Genomic DNA, 16813 nt, shown 5'->3' on the forward strand with positions numbered 1-16813 from the left:
TCTATTCCCCCGCTTTCTGATCAATTTCTGCAGACATTTGCGATTTGACAACCGCTTCATGCAGTCCTTGCAAGTAACTAACCCCCAAAGCTCGATCATACAGACCATATCCTGGCATTGCTACTTCCCCCCAGATCGTTCGCCCATGATCTGGACGAATCACTCCAGTAAATCCTACATCCACCAAGGCTTTCATAATGGCATACATATCTAGTGAACCTTCTGTAGACAAGTGTGCAGACTCTTTGAATTTGCGGTCTCCCATAAAGAGAACGTTTCGGAAATGTACAAAATTAATTCGGTCGCCAACCTCATGGATGATCGACACTAGTTCATTTTTCGGATCGGCGCCTAACGAACCAGTGCATAGCGTCAATCCATTATAAGGAGAGTCAACAATAGACAATATTTTTTTCAAGTCAGACAAGTTTTTGGTGATTCGCGGCAAGCCGAAGATCTCCCAAGGCGGATCATCGGGATGGATGGCCATTTTAACATTCATTTCTTCGCAAACAGGAATAATTCGTTTCAGAAAATAAGCCAAGTTATCGAAAAGAACCTCTTCTGTCACTCCGTCATAAGTCTTCATCAGCTGATCGAATTTCTTTAACCGTTCTTCTTCCCAACCAGGCAGCTTGAATCCTTTTGATTGGCTGTGGATCAATGTGTACATTTCGCTAGGTTCCATCCCATCAACCACTGCTTGGTCATACAGCAATGAGAAACTGCCATCCTCATTTTCATAAAAAAGATTGGTTTTTGCCCAACCAAAAATCGGCTTAAAACTATAACAAATCAGATGTATGCCACAAGCAGAAAGATTTTTGATCGTCTGAATGTAATGATCGATGTAGTGATCCCGTTCTTCTGTTCCTGCCTTGATCGCGTCATGGATCGCCACACTTTCGATTCCTAGTAATGTCAGTTCTTCTTTTTCGATTGATTGCTTTAATTCCTCAATTTCGGCAATTTCCCAAATATCTCCTGGCAGTTTGTTTAACAAGGTGCCGATGACCCCATTGATGCCAGGTATTTGACGGACATTTTGCAAAGGAATCGAGTCTCCTTCGCCATACCATCTAAAGCCCCATTTCATAGTCAACATCCTTTCTTAAAAATCATCATCGTCATCCTCATCACCAGCAGCTGGCGTCTCATTCGAGATATGCCAAAAAGCAACACTATCTTCTCCTTGATCGATCACTGCTTGTGCCGCTGATGCAATTGGTGTTTGCAGTAATTGATGATTGATTGCTTCTAACACCATCGGCAAGTTGGTACCGCCAATAACGTAAACTTCTTCTTGCAGCTCTTTTTCTAACTGATTGATCGTCAAAACTGACTGGTTGTAAGGGCTAGCGCTCAGTAAGTCTACTAAGATCAGCACCCCTTCTTGTTGATTGACTTGATGTACCGCGGTACTGATTTTTTCTCCCAGTGCTTGAACATCATCTCCTTGATACAAATTGACTGTCGCTATATTTTCGACTGCTCCCATGATGACTGTTCCCGCATCTTTCAGTCCATCGCTTAATGTGCCATGAGTAGCAAGTACGATTCCCAACATTGTCATTCCTCCTTTGTCTCCCTGCATGGATTTCCATGCAAAACGTTTACTGTAACAAGGCAATCGTCTTGTTTACATTTTCCATATTGATGTCTTTTTGCCTTAATAATTGTTTAGGCAGATAATATCCCTCTGTTGATTCCTTATTTCCGCTGATCACATAATTGATTGTTGCATGGATTCCTTCTTCTTGAAGGATTCCGAGTCGTGCTAATTGTTTGCGATCAAACTCTGTTCCTACTACATGTAGAGGTGCTTTGGCACCAACAGAATCCAGATAATAAATCGTAGCCTTGCGTTTGGCTGAGTCTCGCAAAACTTCTAATCCTCGTTCGCCATAGCTTCCTTCATCCAAGAACGCAAACGCAGTGTTTTGTCGTTCATTTTCACTGATTAAAGCCAATAATGCCAAAACCGAAGAAGTATTTCTCGTTAAGTTTTTCTGGAAGACCGCCCCTTTTACCACTTTTCCCAATAAAAAAAAGTACGAACCAAATGCCAGAACTAAGAAAAATGTTTGCCAAGAAAAAAGTACAAAACCGTCAGCAGCGAATTGACTATAGAACCATGTCGCTACTGCGCCGATCCCAATCGTTATGAATGAGCTGACAAGAATAAAATTCATTGTTTGACGACCTTGCGCCTTTCGATCAAAAAAATGATAAGCGCCAAAATGTTGCGGCGGTGTATCATAATACGTACAAATGATTCGATCTGCTTGAGCAATATCTCCGATGTAAACATTTCTCGAAGCTGCTTTATGTTTCAAATCATATTCGATTACGCGAATATCTTTTCTTATTTGTGAGATATCTGTCACTAAAGCATTTAGGAATCTTTTTTTGCTGCGGTCACTTAAGCGAGAACGATAAATATAGCGGTAACGAAACAGCCAATCATTGAAACGGTCTTTCTGCATCTTTTTCATCTCCCATTTTTCGAAGGATCCAGCACGTTTTCAACAGCCTTTGAGCTAGCAACCATCAAATGACCGTTGCTTTTTTGTTATTGATGGAACTAGCTCAGTTGCTGTATTTGGCAGTTATAATCCGAATTGTTTCAAGACCTCTTTTAAAGAGGATTTAGGAGCAGAAGGTGTTGCTTGGAAATAGATGTTTTCGACTCCATAGTGTTCATTCATTTCCTTTAATCTTGCGGCATCTGCTTTATTCAAGTAGACGGATTTTGTAACTAACAGATCTTTTTCTGGATCTTTCTGTGCGATCCCGCCAATGTTCAACTCTTTCATTGGCACACCATGGGTGACCAGATCATAAATCACACTGATGGTTTTTGCGATCAGGATGCAGTTGTACTCTTTAAACGCATATTCATCCCAATAAAATTTTGCTTTTTCTGGTGTCACGACAATCGTTTTTTGTCCTGTGCGACTGCCGGCATTTTTGTATAGATCTCGCATGAATTTATCCTTAGCAACCACTTCATCAACGACGAAGATAGAGTTGACCCCGCTTTTTTGAGACAACGTCATCATGACTTGCCCATGAATCAACCGTTCATCCACACGTGCTAAATTTACTACACCCATTGTTTTCCACTTCCTTTTCTATAAAATCCCTACGCCGGCTAGAATGATCAAGATCAAAGTCAGCCAGAGCAGTGCTTGCGTAACTTTTAAGCCTTTTTTCGTATAGAACCAATAAACACCCATTACAACAGCCAATGGCAAGATACCTGGAACAATCTGGTCAAGAATATCTTGAATGATAAATTCTCGTCCTGAAATATCAAATTTCAGAGAAGAAGAAACATTGACATAGTTTCCAGCTAAGACCCCCATCATAAACAACCCGAGAACAGACAACGTTTCGATTGCTGTCTGAACACCGGTACTTTGCATCAATCCGGTCGCGTTTCGTCCCATTGCAAAAGCTTGTCGAGCAAAAAATACACCTAAAAATGCTTGGTATAAAGCGAAACAGACAAATGGGAACAATGCACCTAGCGGACTTCCCTGCTGGGCCCATGGGACAGCGATCGCAATAAAGATATACTGTACTGTTCCAGAATCGATCGCATCACCGATCCCTGCTAAAGCACCCATCAACCCTGCTTTTGTGTTATACATCAAATCATCTTGCATCAGAACTTCTTTGTTTTCATGTTCTTCTTCTGCCCGCTGCTGTTCCATAGAAGACATCAGGCCTGTGATCACGCCGCCCCCCCAGCTCAATTGCGTGTTGAAAAAGAGCAGTTGCCGCTTATAGGCAGCCTTGAGGGCGTCTTCGTTCTTATATAATTTTCGTAAAATCGGCATCATTGCGTATAAAAGTGACGGTGCCAGATAGCGTTCAAATGAATGAGGGATCTCGTTGGCAAAGTGCCAGCGAAGATATGCTTTCGTGACATCTTTTTTTGTGATCTCCTCTGGAGCGATCTGTGTTGCTTTCACTGATTCTGTCATTTTTTCCTTCCTCCTTGTTTCTTAGAATCCATCATCGTAATCGTCCTCATCAAAGGATGCATTGGACGTATTCGTTTCAGCAGCTGGAGCTAATTTTCCTTTTTGTGATTGTACAAAGATCAATGCGATCAGAACACCAAAGATTGCGTAAGTAACCATAGTGATTTCCAATGATTTCAGTACGACACTCATAAAATAGGCAAGGAAAAAGAAAACCATGTAATCTTTCCGACCAATGACATAAACAGTCGTTGCAATCCCGATCGCTGCCAAGCCACCACCTACTACCTCCAGAATATGGATGACGACAGTCCCTTCAAGGGCATTGATGACATCAGCGATCAGTGGTGCACCCAGATAAAGTGCGATGAAAACAAGCGGTACAAATAAAATAAATGAGGCCAACGTTGGATACAAAATGATCGAACGAGTAATTGCTTTTGTATTCATGTCTTCCACTGCTTTATCCGTATATTTCCCTAAAAATGTATTGATAAAGAACCGGAACTGATACAAATAACTGCCTAAAAGTCCCACTGGGACAGCAACTGCGATCGCCGCTTCGGGCTTCAGATTACCTAATAATGCTACCGGTACAGCAATAGCCGCAGCAATCGATGGTTCAGCTGGCATTGAGCCGCCGGGAGAGAAGACCCCCATATAAATCATCTGTAGTGCAGCAGTAACGATCATCGCCTGCGCTACATCCCCCATCACGATCCCAACAACCAACCCAGTCATCAATGGCGAGAAACGAAGGGTTAGTGTTGCCCCACCACCAAGCCATCTAGACATGACTGCCGCAACCCATAAAGCAATCAGTAAACTCTGTGTAATGCTTAAAGTTTCCATTTTTCCTCCTCCTAAACCTGCTCAATATAGTTTTCTAAATCTAAAAGTGCTTTTTTCAGCCGTTCTTTCGTTATAGAAACCGGAATCAGATGAACTTTCTCTTTTGAATCAACAAATGCCACCAACTGATCGATCACTTGCGGGTCTTCTGGATAGATCCCCATTTGATGCAGGGACATTGGCAACTGCAATTCTCGATAAAACGGCAATAACTGATCAATGACCGTCCATCTTTCTTCAATCGCTAATTGATAAAAAATGCCGTAAGCAACTTTTTCACCATGCAAAAACTGATGACTTGCTGGCAGATATTTGCTGATTGCGTCATGCATCGCATGGGCTGCCGCATTGCGGGCGTATTTGTCACCCAATCCACCAACTAAACCGGCAACTGCAAACACAATCTCTGACAAGTGAATGAATTCTTCTGTTACCTTTTGCTCTTCCATATCCTGGATTGCTTGTTTTGACTGAGATACAATCGCGTTCTCGCATAGTTTGGCTGTGTAGCCAGCCAATTGTAGAAAAGGCTCATGTTGAAGCTGTGGTTGCGCCAAAATTGTTTCTGATTCATACCACTTTGCTAAGGTATCTGCTAGTCCAGCAATAAAGTAGGAAACTGGCGCATCAATCACTAGTGTCGGATCTGTAATCAAAAAAGCTGCTTGCCGCAAGAAGTGCTCTGACTTTCCTTCAGATTCGCCGTTTTCTTTATACATCACAGCTAACGGTGTCCATGGTGCACAATTACTTGCTAAGGTTGGCACGACACCAAATGGCGTATTGGTCAGATGGGCTGCGTACCCGACCAAATCGGTCAATTTTCCGCCGCCGACACCGATAATAAAGTCAATGTGATGTGCTTCTACTTGATCTTTGATCAAATTTGCACCGTAGTAACTGCATTCCCCAGTATACTGATGATAAAAAACATCCTGGGGCGCCTCGTTGATAAAAGTCAATTTGGGTTGCGCTTTTTGCCATGAAATCGAGCCATGAACGATTAATAATCGTTTGGCTTGATATTCTTGCAGCAGCTCTGGAATATGGGCGAATGCACCTTCATGGTAACGATAAAACTGAGGACCAACTTTTACTTTTAAATCAGTTAACATTTCCTTCCCTCCTTATGAGAAAACAAGAAAATCGCTTTGATCTTGAACAGCTCGTTCTGGTAATTGCCCTTGAATGATCTGTTCGATGTCCGTCACACATTTTTCTCCCATCTGTTCGAGACACTCCATTGTGTAAGCAGACGTATGAGGTGTCATGATTACGTTATCAAATGCCAGGTATGGGTGATCCTTGCGCCCCGGTTCTTCTTCTAAAACATCTGTCGCTAAGCCAGCGATCTTCCCGGATTTTAAACCGTTTACAATTGCTTGTTCATCTAAAAGTGCTCCGCGAGCACTATTTGACAAATATACTTGGTCTTTCATTTTTTCAATTTCTTTGGTTGAAATCATATGATAATTTTCTTCTGTCAAATTGGCACACAGACAAATGATGTCTGAACGAGTCAGTAACTCATCTAACTCAACTTTCTTCCCGCCATAACTTTGTATGTGGAGTGCTGATTGATAGGGATCATAGGCTAATACCTCACAGCGAAACCCATTGCGCAAAATCTCCACGACACAACTTCCTGTGTTGCCTACACCTATGACGCCTACTGTTTTATTGAACAATGCTCGCCCGACGAATTTGGCTCGTGACTCCCATTGATCTTGCCGAACTTTCACAGATGACTCTACGGTACACCGCAAAAGCGCCAACAGATTCGTCACATTATTTTCTGCCACCGCATCTCGTTCCACCAATGCTGGGATGATCGAAACGATCGTTTGATGGTTACGTGCAGCTGCTAGATCGATATTGTTGTAGCCAATACCATGACGAGTGATCAATAATAGCTCATCTTTGTGTTCAAAAAATTCCTCTGTAAAGTGAGGCGTCACACTGGCGATGATCAGATTATAACCTTGTAAACGTTGCGCCAATTCCTTCCCGGAAATGTCACTTTCCACATCAAAATGAGTCACTGTGCCGATTTTTTCGAGCCTCTGGATATGTTGAGGAAATATTTTGCCAAAACTACTAGAGTTGACTATCGCAATCTTATACTCAAGCATCCTAAGTCTCCTTCCTTTATTCCGTTTTTGTTACGATTTCGTGTCCGCCAAATCCATTTCTCAGCGCAGACACCACTTTTGCTGAGAAGCTGTCTTGTTCTTGTGATAAATTTCTCATGAAAAGACTTAATGCAATCGCTGGAACGGCAACGTCCATTTCCAGTGCTGTTTCCACCGTCCATTTGGCTTCTCCTGAAGCAGCAACGATACCCCGATATTCTTCTAAGTGGGGGCTGTTGGAAAATTGTGCTTCGGCAATCTCCATCAGCCAGCTGCGGATTACCGATCCGTGGTTCCAGACATGGGCTACTGCTGCTAAATCAAAAGCATACTCACTCTGCTCAATCAGTTGGAACCCTTCACCGATTGCTTGCATCATGCCATATTCGATCCCGTTGTGGATCATCTTCAAGAAGTGACCGCTTCCTGATGCGCCTGCATAAAGATATCCGCCTTCAATAGCAACATCTTTGAATACTTGTTCGATCGAATGAAAGGCATTTAAGTCGCCGCCGACCATCAGACAAGCATTCTTGCGCGCACCGGAGATTCCTCCTGAAGTGCCGCAATCCAAATAGGCAACCTCTTTGTCTGCAAATTGTTTCCCTCGTCGAATCGAATCTTTATAATTTGAATTTCCACCTTCTATCACGATATCTTCTGGCAAAACAAGTGGCAGCAAGTCTTTTAGTACCGATTCTGTGATTTCCCCTGCTGGCAGCATCAGCCAGATGACTCGTTTGCCAGTAAATGAAGCGACCATTTGGCTGATAGTCTCATATGTTTCTATTCCCTCCCTTCGTGCAGCAAGTCGTGCTTGTTCTGAAAGATCCAGCCCTTTCGTTCGATAGCCATGATCTTTTAAATTGCTTGCTAAGTTCAAGCCCATTTTGCCAAGACCGATAATACCAATCTCCATGATAGCGCCTCCATTTCTATCTTCATTATACAAAAAAATATTTTTTTGTAAATATAAATAATAAAAAATATTTTTTATTTGCATTTCTTTGGAAATCGTTGTACTTTAAAAATGAAGGCTTCGGAATGTATTGAAAAAGGAGAAAAACACTATGACTATATCGATTCGCTTAAAAATCAAGACCCTCTATAAAGACTTAAGCCCCAAAGAACAAGCAATCGCCGATTACATACTCGAAAACCCCAGTAAGGTTAGCCATAGTTCCATTAGTGATTTAGCAAATGAGCTAGGAATGGCGGATTCGACATTTTTTCAATTTACAAAAAAACTTGGTTACAACGGTTTTAAAGACTTTAAGATGGCCATGTTGATGCAAGAAAATGATTTATCCGCCATCTCTTTCCACGAAAATATTCAGCAATCAGATAACGAGCTGACCATGGCGCGCAAAGTCTTTGATTCCAACCTCACCACATTGACCGATACGCGAAAACTACTGCAAGAAGAAGATTTGAAACAAGCCGTCCAAATGATCGACAGTGCCAAGCGATTGTTCTTTTTTGGCGTAGGCGGTTCTGAAATCGTTGCAGCTGATGCATACCATAAATTCTTGCGCTCACCGATTTCTGTCGTTCACAGTGCGGATTATCACATTCAGTTGATGGAAGCAGCGTTACTGACCCCAGAAGATTGTGCCCTGTTGATTTCTCATACGGGTAAATCGAAAGAAACGATTGAACTTGCGCAAGTCGCCAAAGATTGCGGCGCCAAAGTTATCGTTATTACCAGTCACGCAGCATCTCCGCTAGCCAAATTAGGGGATGTCGTATTTATTTCTGTTTCCGAAGAGATCGAATTTCGTTCAGAAGCTCTTGCTTCCAGAATCTCTCAACTAAGTATCATCGATTCGCTCTATGTGATTTTGATGTTTATCAACCGCAACAAATCCCAAGACTCCATTGCGAAAGTTCGACGTACGATTTCTAAAATCAAAGAATAGCCTTCTTTAAATAGCGTAGCAGCCTAATCTTTAAAACCTTTCAATCATGTACTAATGGGTTATGTAAAAGTAATTTCCTCTGCTCTCCTTTCTTTGGACTTCAGAGGATTGATGGCTAGTCTAAATAAAAACCAAAGCTAACGATTAAAGTTCTGATACCGTCTAAGCATAAGCGTGTTCGATTTTTAGCCCATGATAATAGAAAAAAGCAGACTGTCTTTCCTCATAGAAAAACAGTCTGCTTTCTCTTGTTAAAAATCCTCACAAGTCGCGATGATCCCTTAAGCGATAACCGAGACCGATCTCAGTGATCAAGTATTCGGGACTGATGGTATTGGTCTCGATCTTTTTTCGTATATTTGACATATTGACCCGCAATACTTGCGGATCAGTGCCATAAGGCCCCCAAACTTCTGTCGCCAACGTTTGGTACGTTACGACTTTGCCTAGATGTTGGAACAAAACAGTTAAAATTCGGTACTCATTTTTGGTTAAATGAATCTCTGTTCCGGCCTTAGTCAAAAGCTGCCTTTCAGTATCAAGTGTTAATTCACCATTCTTGATGACTAGCGGCATTGGCTCTTGCTTCCGATGCCTGAATGCTGTGCGGATCCTTGCAAGCAATTCATTCATACCAAATGGCTTGGTCACATAATCATCCGCACCAAGATCCAACGCTTTGACTTTCTCGCTTTCATTGCTGCGAGCTGAAATCACGATCAATGGCACCGCCATCCGTTTGCGAATGATTTTCAATAACTCCATGCCGTCAATATCGGGTAGTCCTAGGTCAAGTAAAATCAAGTCAAAGGATTGTTCCTGAAAAATCGTCAGAGCAGCCATTCCAGTCTCTGCTACTCGAATATGATACCTTTCTTTTTCTAAAACGACTTCCATAAAATCGGCGATCGTCGGATCGTCTTCAATCAGCAAGACAGTTCTTCCCATGATGCCCACCTCCAGTTAATTCAAATAAATGCGTACGACCGTTTGACCATCTGCTACGGCCATCTCCAACTTGCCATGATGGGCATGAACAATGGTTTTGACGATACTCAGGCCGATGCCGAGACCATTTTTTGAGTCTACCGGCACTTCATTGTCTGAAGACAGATTTGATTGGATCCGTTCAAACTGCTTCATCGATATTTCCCCGGTATTTTTTATTTCACATACCGTTTTTGCTCCTTCTTGAAATACAGACAAGTAGACTTTTTCCGAGTCTGAACCATGTCGAAAGGCATTTTCTACTAAATTAAAAATCGCTTGTTCCATCAAAATCGGATCTACTTCTACGAACAGGACCGATTCCGGCAACTGAACGATCAACTCTTTTTCCGGATAGACTTTTTTGGCATGTTCATAGACTGCGCCAATGATCTCTTCGATTGGTTCTGGGGTTTTCTTGACTTGCATTGTGTCCATGTTGATACGAGTGATCGAAAGCAAATTCTCCACCATGCGGATCAGCCATTGGGACTCACTTTGGATGTCTCTCAATAACTTGCTGCGAGTCGCTTCTTTTAAAGAGTTATTAGTTTGTAAGAGTGTCTCCGCAATTCCTGAAATCGCCGTTAAAGGTGTCCGTAAATCATGAGAGATGGCCCGCAACAAATTGCTGCGAACTTTTTCTCGTTCATTTTCTAATTCAATTTTTTCTTTTTCATCCTTCAATTCTGTTTGTTCTAAAATCACAGCTAACTGGGTCAACACTAAGCGCAGATAATTTAGTTGGCTGTTCTCAAGTGGAAAATTACGGCTTCTGCGAATTCCTAAAACGGCCAGTGTTTTGCTGTTGGCAATAATCGGTAAATAAAATCCCTTTGCACCACTTAATGTATCGGTCCCATAGCCAGACTCTTTCTGATTTTTGGCAGACCAATAAGCAACAGCCGCTTCTTCCGGATGACTCAATGCGGATTGTTTTTTTGCTCCATATTGGCTTTGTTTTTGCGCTTGTGCATCATACAAAATCACTTCGCGATCTAACAAGCGGGCCAGATAGGTGGCTGACAAATCAAAAATCTGCTGCCGGTCTTCTGCTAGAACAAATTGCTTGTTCAACTCATAAAGTATTTCCATCTGCTGTTCTTTTTCCATTGAATGAACAGCTTGTTTTTTTAAACGAACCATTAGATTACTGATCATTAGTGCGACAAGCAGCATGATGACTAACGTAATCGGATAACCTTGTTTATAGACGGTCAAGGAGTACAGTGGTTCAACGAAGAACCAGTTGAAGGCTAGGACGCTCAGGATCGAAGAAAGAGCGCTCCAGAAATAGCCTGAAGTTAGACGCGCCACAAGTAGAATAAAAAAAATGTAGACGAGCATCAAATTCTGATCACCAAAATGCAAATACTGCATCACTTCAGTCGTCAGTGTCGCTAAGAAAACACTGATCAGGGCAATCGCTAGATCCTTTCCCCCTCCTTCGATGACTTTCTTGGAAAGAGAAAAAATAGAAGCACGCTCCTCTTTGTAAGGAATCAAATGAATCTCAGTGTCAGGCAACCGTTTCAGTAGCCGCACATCAAGTTCTTCCACAAACAGTTTCTCATACCATGGCTTGGCCAGGTTTTTACCCATGATGATATCGGTGGCTCCCACCAGCTTGGCATATTCGATGATTGTTTCAAAATAATTGTCTTCTTCAATGACAACGACTTCCGCGCCTAACTTTTCGGCTAATGTCGTTGCTTCATTTTTTTCTTCCGAACGTATGTAAAGCACAGTCCATTCAGCACCTAGGCCTTGCGCTAATCGCGCTGTCCAACGAATACTTTTTTCTGCCATTTTAGGGAATGCATCCTGGACAATCGTGATCAGTTTGCTCTGGATTCCATTGGTTCGGCCACTGATTCGATTGATGTGGTCAGAAGCCCGCTGAATCGCCAATCCCCGCAGTTGTTCCAGTTTTTTGGGAATAAAAAAATTCTGCAACGCTCGCTTGGCATTTTCGTTGGCATAGATTTTTCCTTGTGCCAACCGATCGATCAGCTCATCTGGCTCGACATCGATCACTTTCAATGTTGCTTGTTGGAAGAATGTATCTGGGACCGTCTCTTTGACTTCGATCCCAGTTACTTCTTCTACAATATCATTCAAGCTTTCAATGTGTTGGACATTGACCGTCGTATGCACATCAATACCGGCATTTAAAAGTTCTTCAATGTCTTGATACCTCTTGCGATTTCTTGATCCTTCAGCGTTCGTATGGGCCAATTCATCGATTAAGACAATCGCAGGCTGCTGCTGAATGATCGCATCGATATCTGGTTCAGTCAACGTGATCCCTTTGTATTGGATTTCTTTCAACGGAATCTGCGGCAAACCAGCCAGCAGACTATTGGTATCTGGACGATCATGGGGTTCGATGTAGCCTATCACCACATCTTTGCCGAGGGCTTTTAGTTCCTGTGCTTCTAAAAGCATGGCGTAAGTTTTTCCTACTCCTGCAGCAAAGCCAAAGTACACCCGCAGCCGGCCTTTTTTTCGATTTTCTGCTTTCAATGTATCTATTGATATTGGTCTATCCATGTTTGCTTCTCCCATCAACAATCACTTACAGTTTATCTAATGCTAAATTCAGTTCAAGCACATTGACAAATGTTCGATCAGAAAACCAATCTTTTTGTGTCTTTTCTTTTATTATAGCACGAATGGCTGTTTCCTTCTGTTTACGTTCTTTGGCGATGCGAGGTACTTGTATCTCGGCTGCAGCGACACTAATATGCGGATCTAATCCGCTGGCTGATGCAGTCACCAGATCAACCGGTACCTCTGTGATTTGATTTTCTCTTTGAAGCGCGGTCTTTCTGTCGGATACCAGTCCCTCTTGTTCCGCAGAGACCGGAGACAATTGGGAGACCGCATTGCTTCTGCCAGCAAAGTAGCCTGGTTGCAGGAACTGCTGACCAATCAGTGTTGAACCAACTACTTCTCCCTCTACCATTCGTTGACTACCATTGGCTTGGTTGGAAAATAGCAATTGACCGACACCAGTGATCACAGCAGTATACACCCCGCCAAAAAACAAAATACTAAACACCAAGAAACGCAATTGAGTCCCTAGAATCTTTTTCATTTCTGCATCCTTCTTTCAATTTGTTCATAGTAGGAAAAAGCTTAGCACGATATCGATCAATTTGATAAAAATGAAAGGTGCGATCAATCCGCCTAGTCCATATACCAGTAAATTGTGGCGCAAAATTTGGCTGGCTGGTTTTTCTTTGTATTTGACTCCTTTTAGAGCTAATGGAATCAAAGCAACGATAATGACCGCATTGTAAATCACGGCTGACAAGATCGCCGTCAGTGGACTACCTAACTGCATCACGTTCAATTGCGCCAGTTCAGGATAGATGCCATAAAAAAGAACAGGGATCACGGCGAAATATTTCGCCACATCATTGGCAATGCTGAATGTCGTCAATGCACCACGAGTCATCAACAGCTGTTTACCGATTCGTACGACCTGCAGCAATTTGGTTGGACTGGAATCCAGATCGATCATGTTGCCAGCCTCTTTGGCAGCCTGTGTTCCAGTATTCATAGCCATTGCCACATCTGCTTGAGCCAATGCTGGTGCATCGTTGGTTCCGTCGCCGGTCATGGCAACCAAGTGTCCTTTTTCTTGGTATTGCCGAATCAACTCCATTTTGTTTTCTGGCGTTGCTTCAGCGAGGAAATCATCGACTCCCGCTTCTGCTGCAATCGCTGCTGCGGTCAACGGGTTGTCTCCTGTGATCATGATAGTTTTGATACCCATTTTCCGCATATCGGCAAAATTTTCCTGTACACCGTTTTTGACGATGTCCTTCAAATAGATGACCCCCATGACTTGGTCATTTTTGACAACTACCAACGGGGTACCCCCAGAGTGCGCCACTTTGGCTACGATTTGGTCACACTGCGGTGGGTAGGTACCGCCACGAGCGAGCACATATTTCTTGATCGTATCCGCCGCACCTTTACGAATTTGATCGCCACGATAATCCATGCCGCTCATCCGTGTTTTGGCACTAAAATCGATAAATTTCACTTCGGATTGTTCAAAAGCGCGTTCTCGAATCCCAAATTTTTCTTTGGCTAGAATAACAATACTGCGGCCTTCTGCCGTTTCGTCAGCTAATGAGGAAAGCTGCGCGGCATCTGCTAATTGTTCTTCACTAATACCGGCTACAGGTAGAAAGGCACTTGCCCGACGATTTCCCAGTGTAATGGTTCCTGTTTTATCCAATAACAAAATATCGACATCACCAGCCGCTTCGATGGCACGACCGCTCATGGCAATAACATTTTCTTTCGTCAGACGGCTCATTCCAGCAATCCCGATCGAAGAGATCAGTGCACCGATGGTCGTTGGGGCTAGACAAACGAGCAATGCAATAATTACAATACTAGAAAGCGCGGTTCCTTTTTGCGAAAGAATACTGCTTAGTTCCGTAAATGGGACTAATGTTACTGCCACCGCTAAAAAGATGATCGTCAATGTGATCAGAAAAATCTGCAGCCCTATTTCATTAGGCGTTTTTTTGCGTTGTGTCCCTTCTACCATTGAAATCATTTTATCCAAAAACGAATGTCCATTTTCAGACGTCACTCGAATGACCAAGTAATCGGAAACCACCGTTGTCCCGCCAGTGACTGCACTGCGGTCTCCGCCTGATTCTCGAATTACTGGCGCTGATTCACCCGTAATGGCACTTTCATCTACCGAGGCAGCACCTTCAATGACATCGCCGTCTGCCGGAATCTGTTGTCCAGAAACGACATAAACCAAGTCACCTTTTTTCAAATCTGATGACTTCATTTCGATGAACTGCTCTGATTGGATATCCTGTAAATCATTGATTTTGTAAGTCATGACGTCTTTTTTGGCTTGTTTTAAGCTATCTGCCTGAGCTTTCCCACGACCTTCCGCGACCGCTTCAGCAAAATTTGCGAACAGCAATGTGAGCCAAAGTAAGCTGGTGATCGTGATGGTAAACCACAATGGAATGTCAGATTGTTCAAAGCAGAGAACCGTCGCTGCGATGGCACCAATATAAACCACGAACATCACTGGATTTTTTATTTGTTGCCGCGGATCTAGTTTGAGAAATGCTTGCTTGATTGCCCAGCGATATATCTTTTTCATTTTATTCTTCTCCTTTTTATTTCAGTGTAAGAAAATCTGCGATCGGACCTAATGCCAATGCAGGTAGAAAACTTAATGCCCCGATCACTAAAATCACAATCATCAACATCGTGACGAATGTCGGATTGACGGTAGAAAGAGTACCGTCATTCACAGCTACTTTCTTCTTGCGTCCCATGTTTTCAGCCAAAAATAAAACGGCGATGATCGGAATATACCGAGAGAAAAGCATGAGTCCACTACCTAAGACATTCAAGAATGGGGTATCTGCTAACAACCCATTAAATGCACTTCCGTTGTTATTAGCCAATGATGTTGCTCCGTATAACAGTTCACTAAATCCGTGAGCCCCTTTGTTGGTCAACCATTCCAAAATATCCGGGTGCATCGCAAGCGCCATCGCCCCAAACAGCGTCAGCAGAAGCGGCGTCAAAATGACTAAACTTGCCATTTTGATATCAAAGGCTTCGATTTTCTTGCCTAAATATTCTGGTGTGCGTCCAACAAGCAGTCCGGCAATGAACACTGCTAAAAGCAGAAATGCTAACATCCCATAAAGCCCGCTACCGACACCACCAAAAATGATTTCCCCTAGTTGCATGAGAAACATCGGCACTGCACCGCCTAATGGAGTGAAGCTATCCAACATCGCGTTGACCGATCCATTGGAAGCTGCCGTGGTACTGACTGCCCACAAACTCGACCAGCCAATCCCAAAGCGAATTTCTTTGCCTTCCATATTGGCTGAACCAACGACATCGTTGAAAATCGGTCCATAGTTTTCACTGATCAATACACCTAAAAAAGCGGCAAATAGGAAGAACAGCGAAACAAATAAAATCGTTCGTCCTTGTTTCCAGTCTTTTACCCAAAAGCCAAAAGCAAAAATCAGCGCAGCTGGTAAAAGGAGAATGGCTAAATTCTCGATAAAGTTTGAAAAAATCGTCGGATTCTCAAATGGATGGGCCGAATTGGCCCCAAAAAAGCCGCCACCGTTCGTCCCTAACTGTTTGATAGCCACCTGACTAGCAACAGGGCCAAGATATAACCAAAGATTTTCTCCTTCCAAACTGTTGTAGGCCATTCCGCTACTGAAGGTTTGAACGACTCCTTGAGAGATCAATAAAATCGCAATGATCGTGGACAGTGGTAATAGGATATACAATAATCCGCGAACCATGTCTTGCCAAAAATTGCCTAAATAGGATTCTTTTTTCTGAACCAATCCACGAATGAATGCACAAAGAACAGCCAATCCAACTGCCGCCGACAAGAAATTTTGGACAGTCAAACCAAAGACTTGCGTACTATTGGATAGTGCCAACTCGCCAGAATATGCTTGCCAGTTCGTATTAGTGATAAAGCTGACAGCTGTATTAAGTGCTAAATCAAAAGACAGATTATCAACCTTTGCTCCACCCGGCAGCCAGCCTTGAACCATTAAAAGTACCGTCAAAAACAGCAGCGAACTGATTCCTAGCCCTAATACACTGATCAAATAACGTTTTGCGGACATTTTTCGCTGACTTTCTGAACCGATCAACCGATAGAAACCACGCTCGATCGGTTGGATAAAGCGGACGAAACGGGGCGTCTCCCCCGTCATGATCATCTTGATATAAAACCCTAAAGGGGCTGCTAAAATCAGTAATACAAAAAAGAAAAACAGCCCTTGAAAAACAAAACTCATCATAACTCTTCCCCCTTGAACAGAAACCAAAATAGATAAAGCATCAATCCAAAACTCAAACATCCTAAAAGTAGTAACATCTTCTT

At 42.8% G+C, this 16813-nt stretch carries 14 protein-coding genes and 1 pseudogene; 1 reads left to right on the forward strand and 14 read right to left on the reverse strand.

Annotated elements, in window-relative coordinates; translation table 11 throughout:
- Position 1 precedes the first annotated feature (1 nt).
- The 9 genes from uxuA to gnd all read right to left on the reverse strand — a co-directional run bounded on the left by uxuA (position 2) and on the right by gnd (position 7895).
- Entirely contained in the window at positions 2-1096 is a 1095-nt protein-coding gene (uxuA, locus tag IGJ45_RS12840) for a mannonate dehydratase (protein ID WP_349703652.1), read from the reverse strand.
- A gap of 15 nt (positions 1097-1111) precedes the next feature.
- Complete coding sequence (locus IGJ45_RS12845; RefSeq protein WP_349703653.1) at positions 1112-1567, reverse strand: PTS sugar transporter subunit IIA; 456 nt, start codon at positions 1565-1567, stop codon at positions 1112-1114.
- Between the two features lie 46 nt (positions 1568-1613).
- Complete coding sequence (locus IGJ45_RS12850) at positions 1614-2486, reverse strand: hypothetical protein (protein ID WP_349703654.1); 873 nt, start codon at positions 2484-2486, stop codon at positions 1614-1616.
- A 123-nt stretch (positions 2487-2609) separates the two neighbouring features.
- The gene (locus IGJ45_RS12855; protein ID WP_003125581.1) at positions 2610-3116 is read right to left on the reverse strand and encodes a PTS system mannose/fructose/N-acetylgalactosamine-transporter subunit IIB; all 507 of its coding nucleotides are present in this window, start codon (positions 3114-3116) and stop codon (positions 2610-2612) included.
- A gap of 18 nt (positions 3117-3134) precedes the next feature.
- Positions 3135-3992, reverse strand: a complete 858-nt coding sequence (locus IGJ45_RS12860; RefSeq protein WP_003125580.1) for a PTS system mannose/fructose/sorbose family transporter subunit IID — start codon at positions 3990-3992, stop codon at positions 3135-3137.
- 21 nt (positions 3993-4013) lie between these two features.
- On the reverse strand, positions 4014-4844 hold the full coding sequence (locus IGJ45_RS12865; protein ID WP_003125578.1) for a PTS mannose/fructose/sorbose/N-acetylgalactosamine transporter subunit IIC: 831 nt from the start codon (positions 4842-4844) through the stop codon (positions 4014-4016).
- 11 nt (positions 4845-4855) lie between these two features.
- Positions 4856-5959 carry an iron-containing alcohol dehydrogenase family protein gene (locus IGJ45_RS12870; protein ID WP_156231863.1) on the reverse strand — a complete coding sequence of 368 codons (1104 nt, stop codon included), beginning with the start codon at positions 5957-5959 and terminating at the stop codon, positions 4856-4858.
- Between the two features lie 12 nt (positions 5960-5971).
- Positions 5972-6976, reverse strand: coding sequence for a D-isomer specific 2-hydroxyacid dehydrogenase family protein (locus IGJ45_RS12875; RefSeq protein ID WP_103300213.1), 1005 nt, complete (start codon positions 6974-6976; stop codon positions 5972-5974).
- Positions 6977-6992: 16 nt separating this feature from the next.
- Positions 6993-7895, reverse strand: coding sequence for a phosphogluconate dehydrogenase (NAD(+)-dependent, decarboxylating) (gene gnd / locus IGJ45_RS12880; RefSeq protein WP_252711554.1), 903 nt, complete (start codon positions 7893-7895; stop codon positions 6993-6995).
- Between the two features lie 151 nt (positions 7896-8046).
- Here gnd and IGJ45_RS12885 point away from each other — a divergent pair, with 151 nt between their 5' ends.
- Positions 8047-8895, forward strand: a complete 849-nt coding sequence (locus IGJ45_RS12885) for a MurR/RpiR family transcriptional regulator (protein ID WP_003125570.1) — start codon at positions 8047-8049, stop codon at positions 8893-8895.
- 261 nt (positions 8896-9156) lie between these two features.
- On the opposite strand, the gene IGJ45_RS12890 is transcribed toward IGJ45_RS12885, so the two are convergent.
- From IGJ45_RS12890 to kdpA, 5 genes and pseudogenes are all read right to left on the reverse strand, one after another.
- A complete protein-coding gene (locus tag IGJ45_RS12890; RefSeq protein WP_021150372.1) occupies positions 9157-9843 on the reverse strand; it encodes a response regulator transcription factor in 687 nt (228 codons plus the stop codon).
- A 15-nt stretch (positions 9844-9858) separates the two neighbouring features.
- Positions 9859-12435, reverse strand: a complete 2577-nt coding sequence (locus tag IGJ45_RS12895) for a sensor histidine kinase (protein WP_195957397.1) — start codon at positions 12433-12435, stop codon at positions 9859-9861.
- Between the two features lie 25 nt (positions 12436-12460).
- Positions 12461-12982, reverse strand: a complete 522-nt coding sequence (locus tag IGJ45_RS12900) for a potassium-transporting ATPase subunit C (protein ID WP_003125567.1) — start codon at positions 12980-12982, stop codon at positions 12461-12463.
- Between the two features lie 24 nt (positions 12983-13006).
- Positions 13007-15043 (reverse strand): annotated as a pseudogene (gene kdpB / locus IGJ45_RS12905) (potassium-transporting ATPase subunit KdpB); the annotation flags it as partial.
- A gap of 10 nt (positions 15044-15053) precedes the next feature.
- Complete coding sequence (kdpA, locus tag IGJ45_RS12910) at positions 15054-16730, reverse strand: potassium-transporting ATPase subunit KdpA (RefSeq protein ID WP_138371160.1); 1677 nt, start codon at positions 16728-16730, stop codon at positions 15054-15056.
- Between the last annotated feature and the right edge of the window lie 83 nt (positions 16731-16813).

This window comes from Enterococcus sp. DIV0574, assembly GCF_051711125.1.
GTDB classification, from domain to species: Bacteria; Bacillota; Bacilli; order Lactobacillales; family Enterococcaceae; genus Enterococcus_D; species Enterococcus_D gallinarum.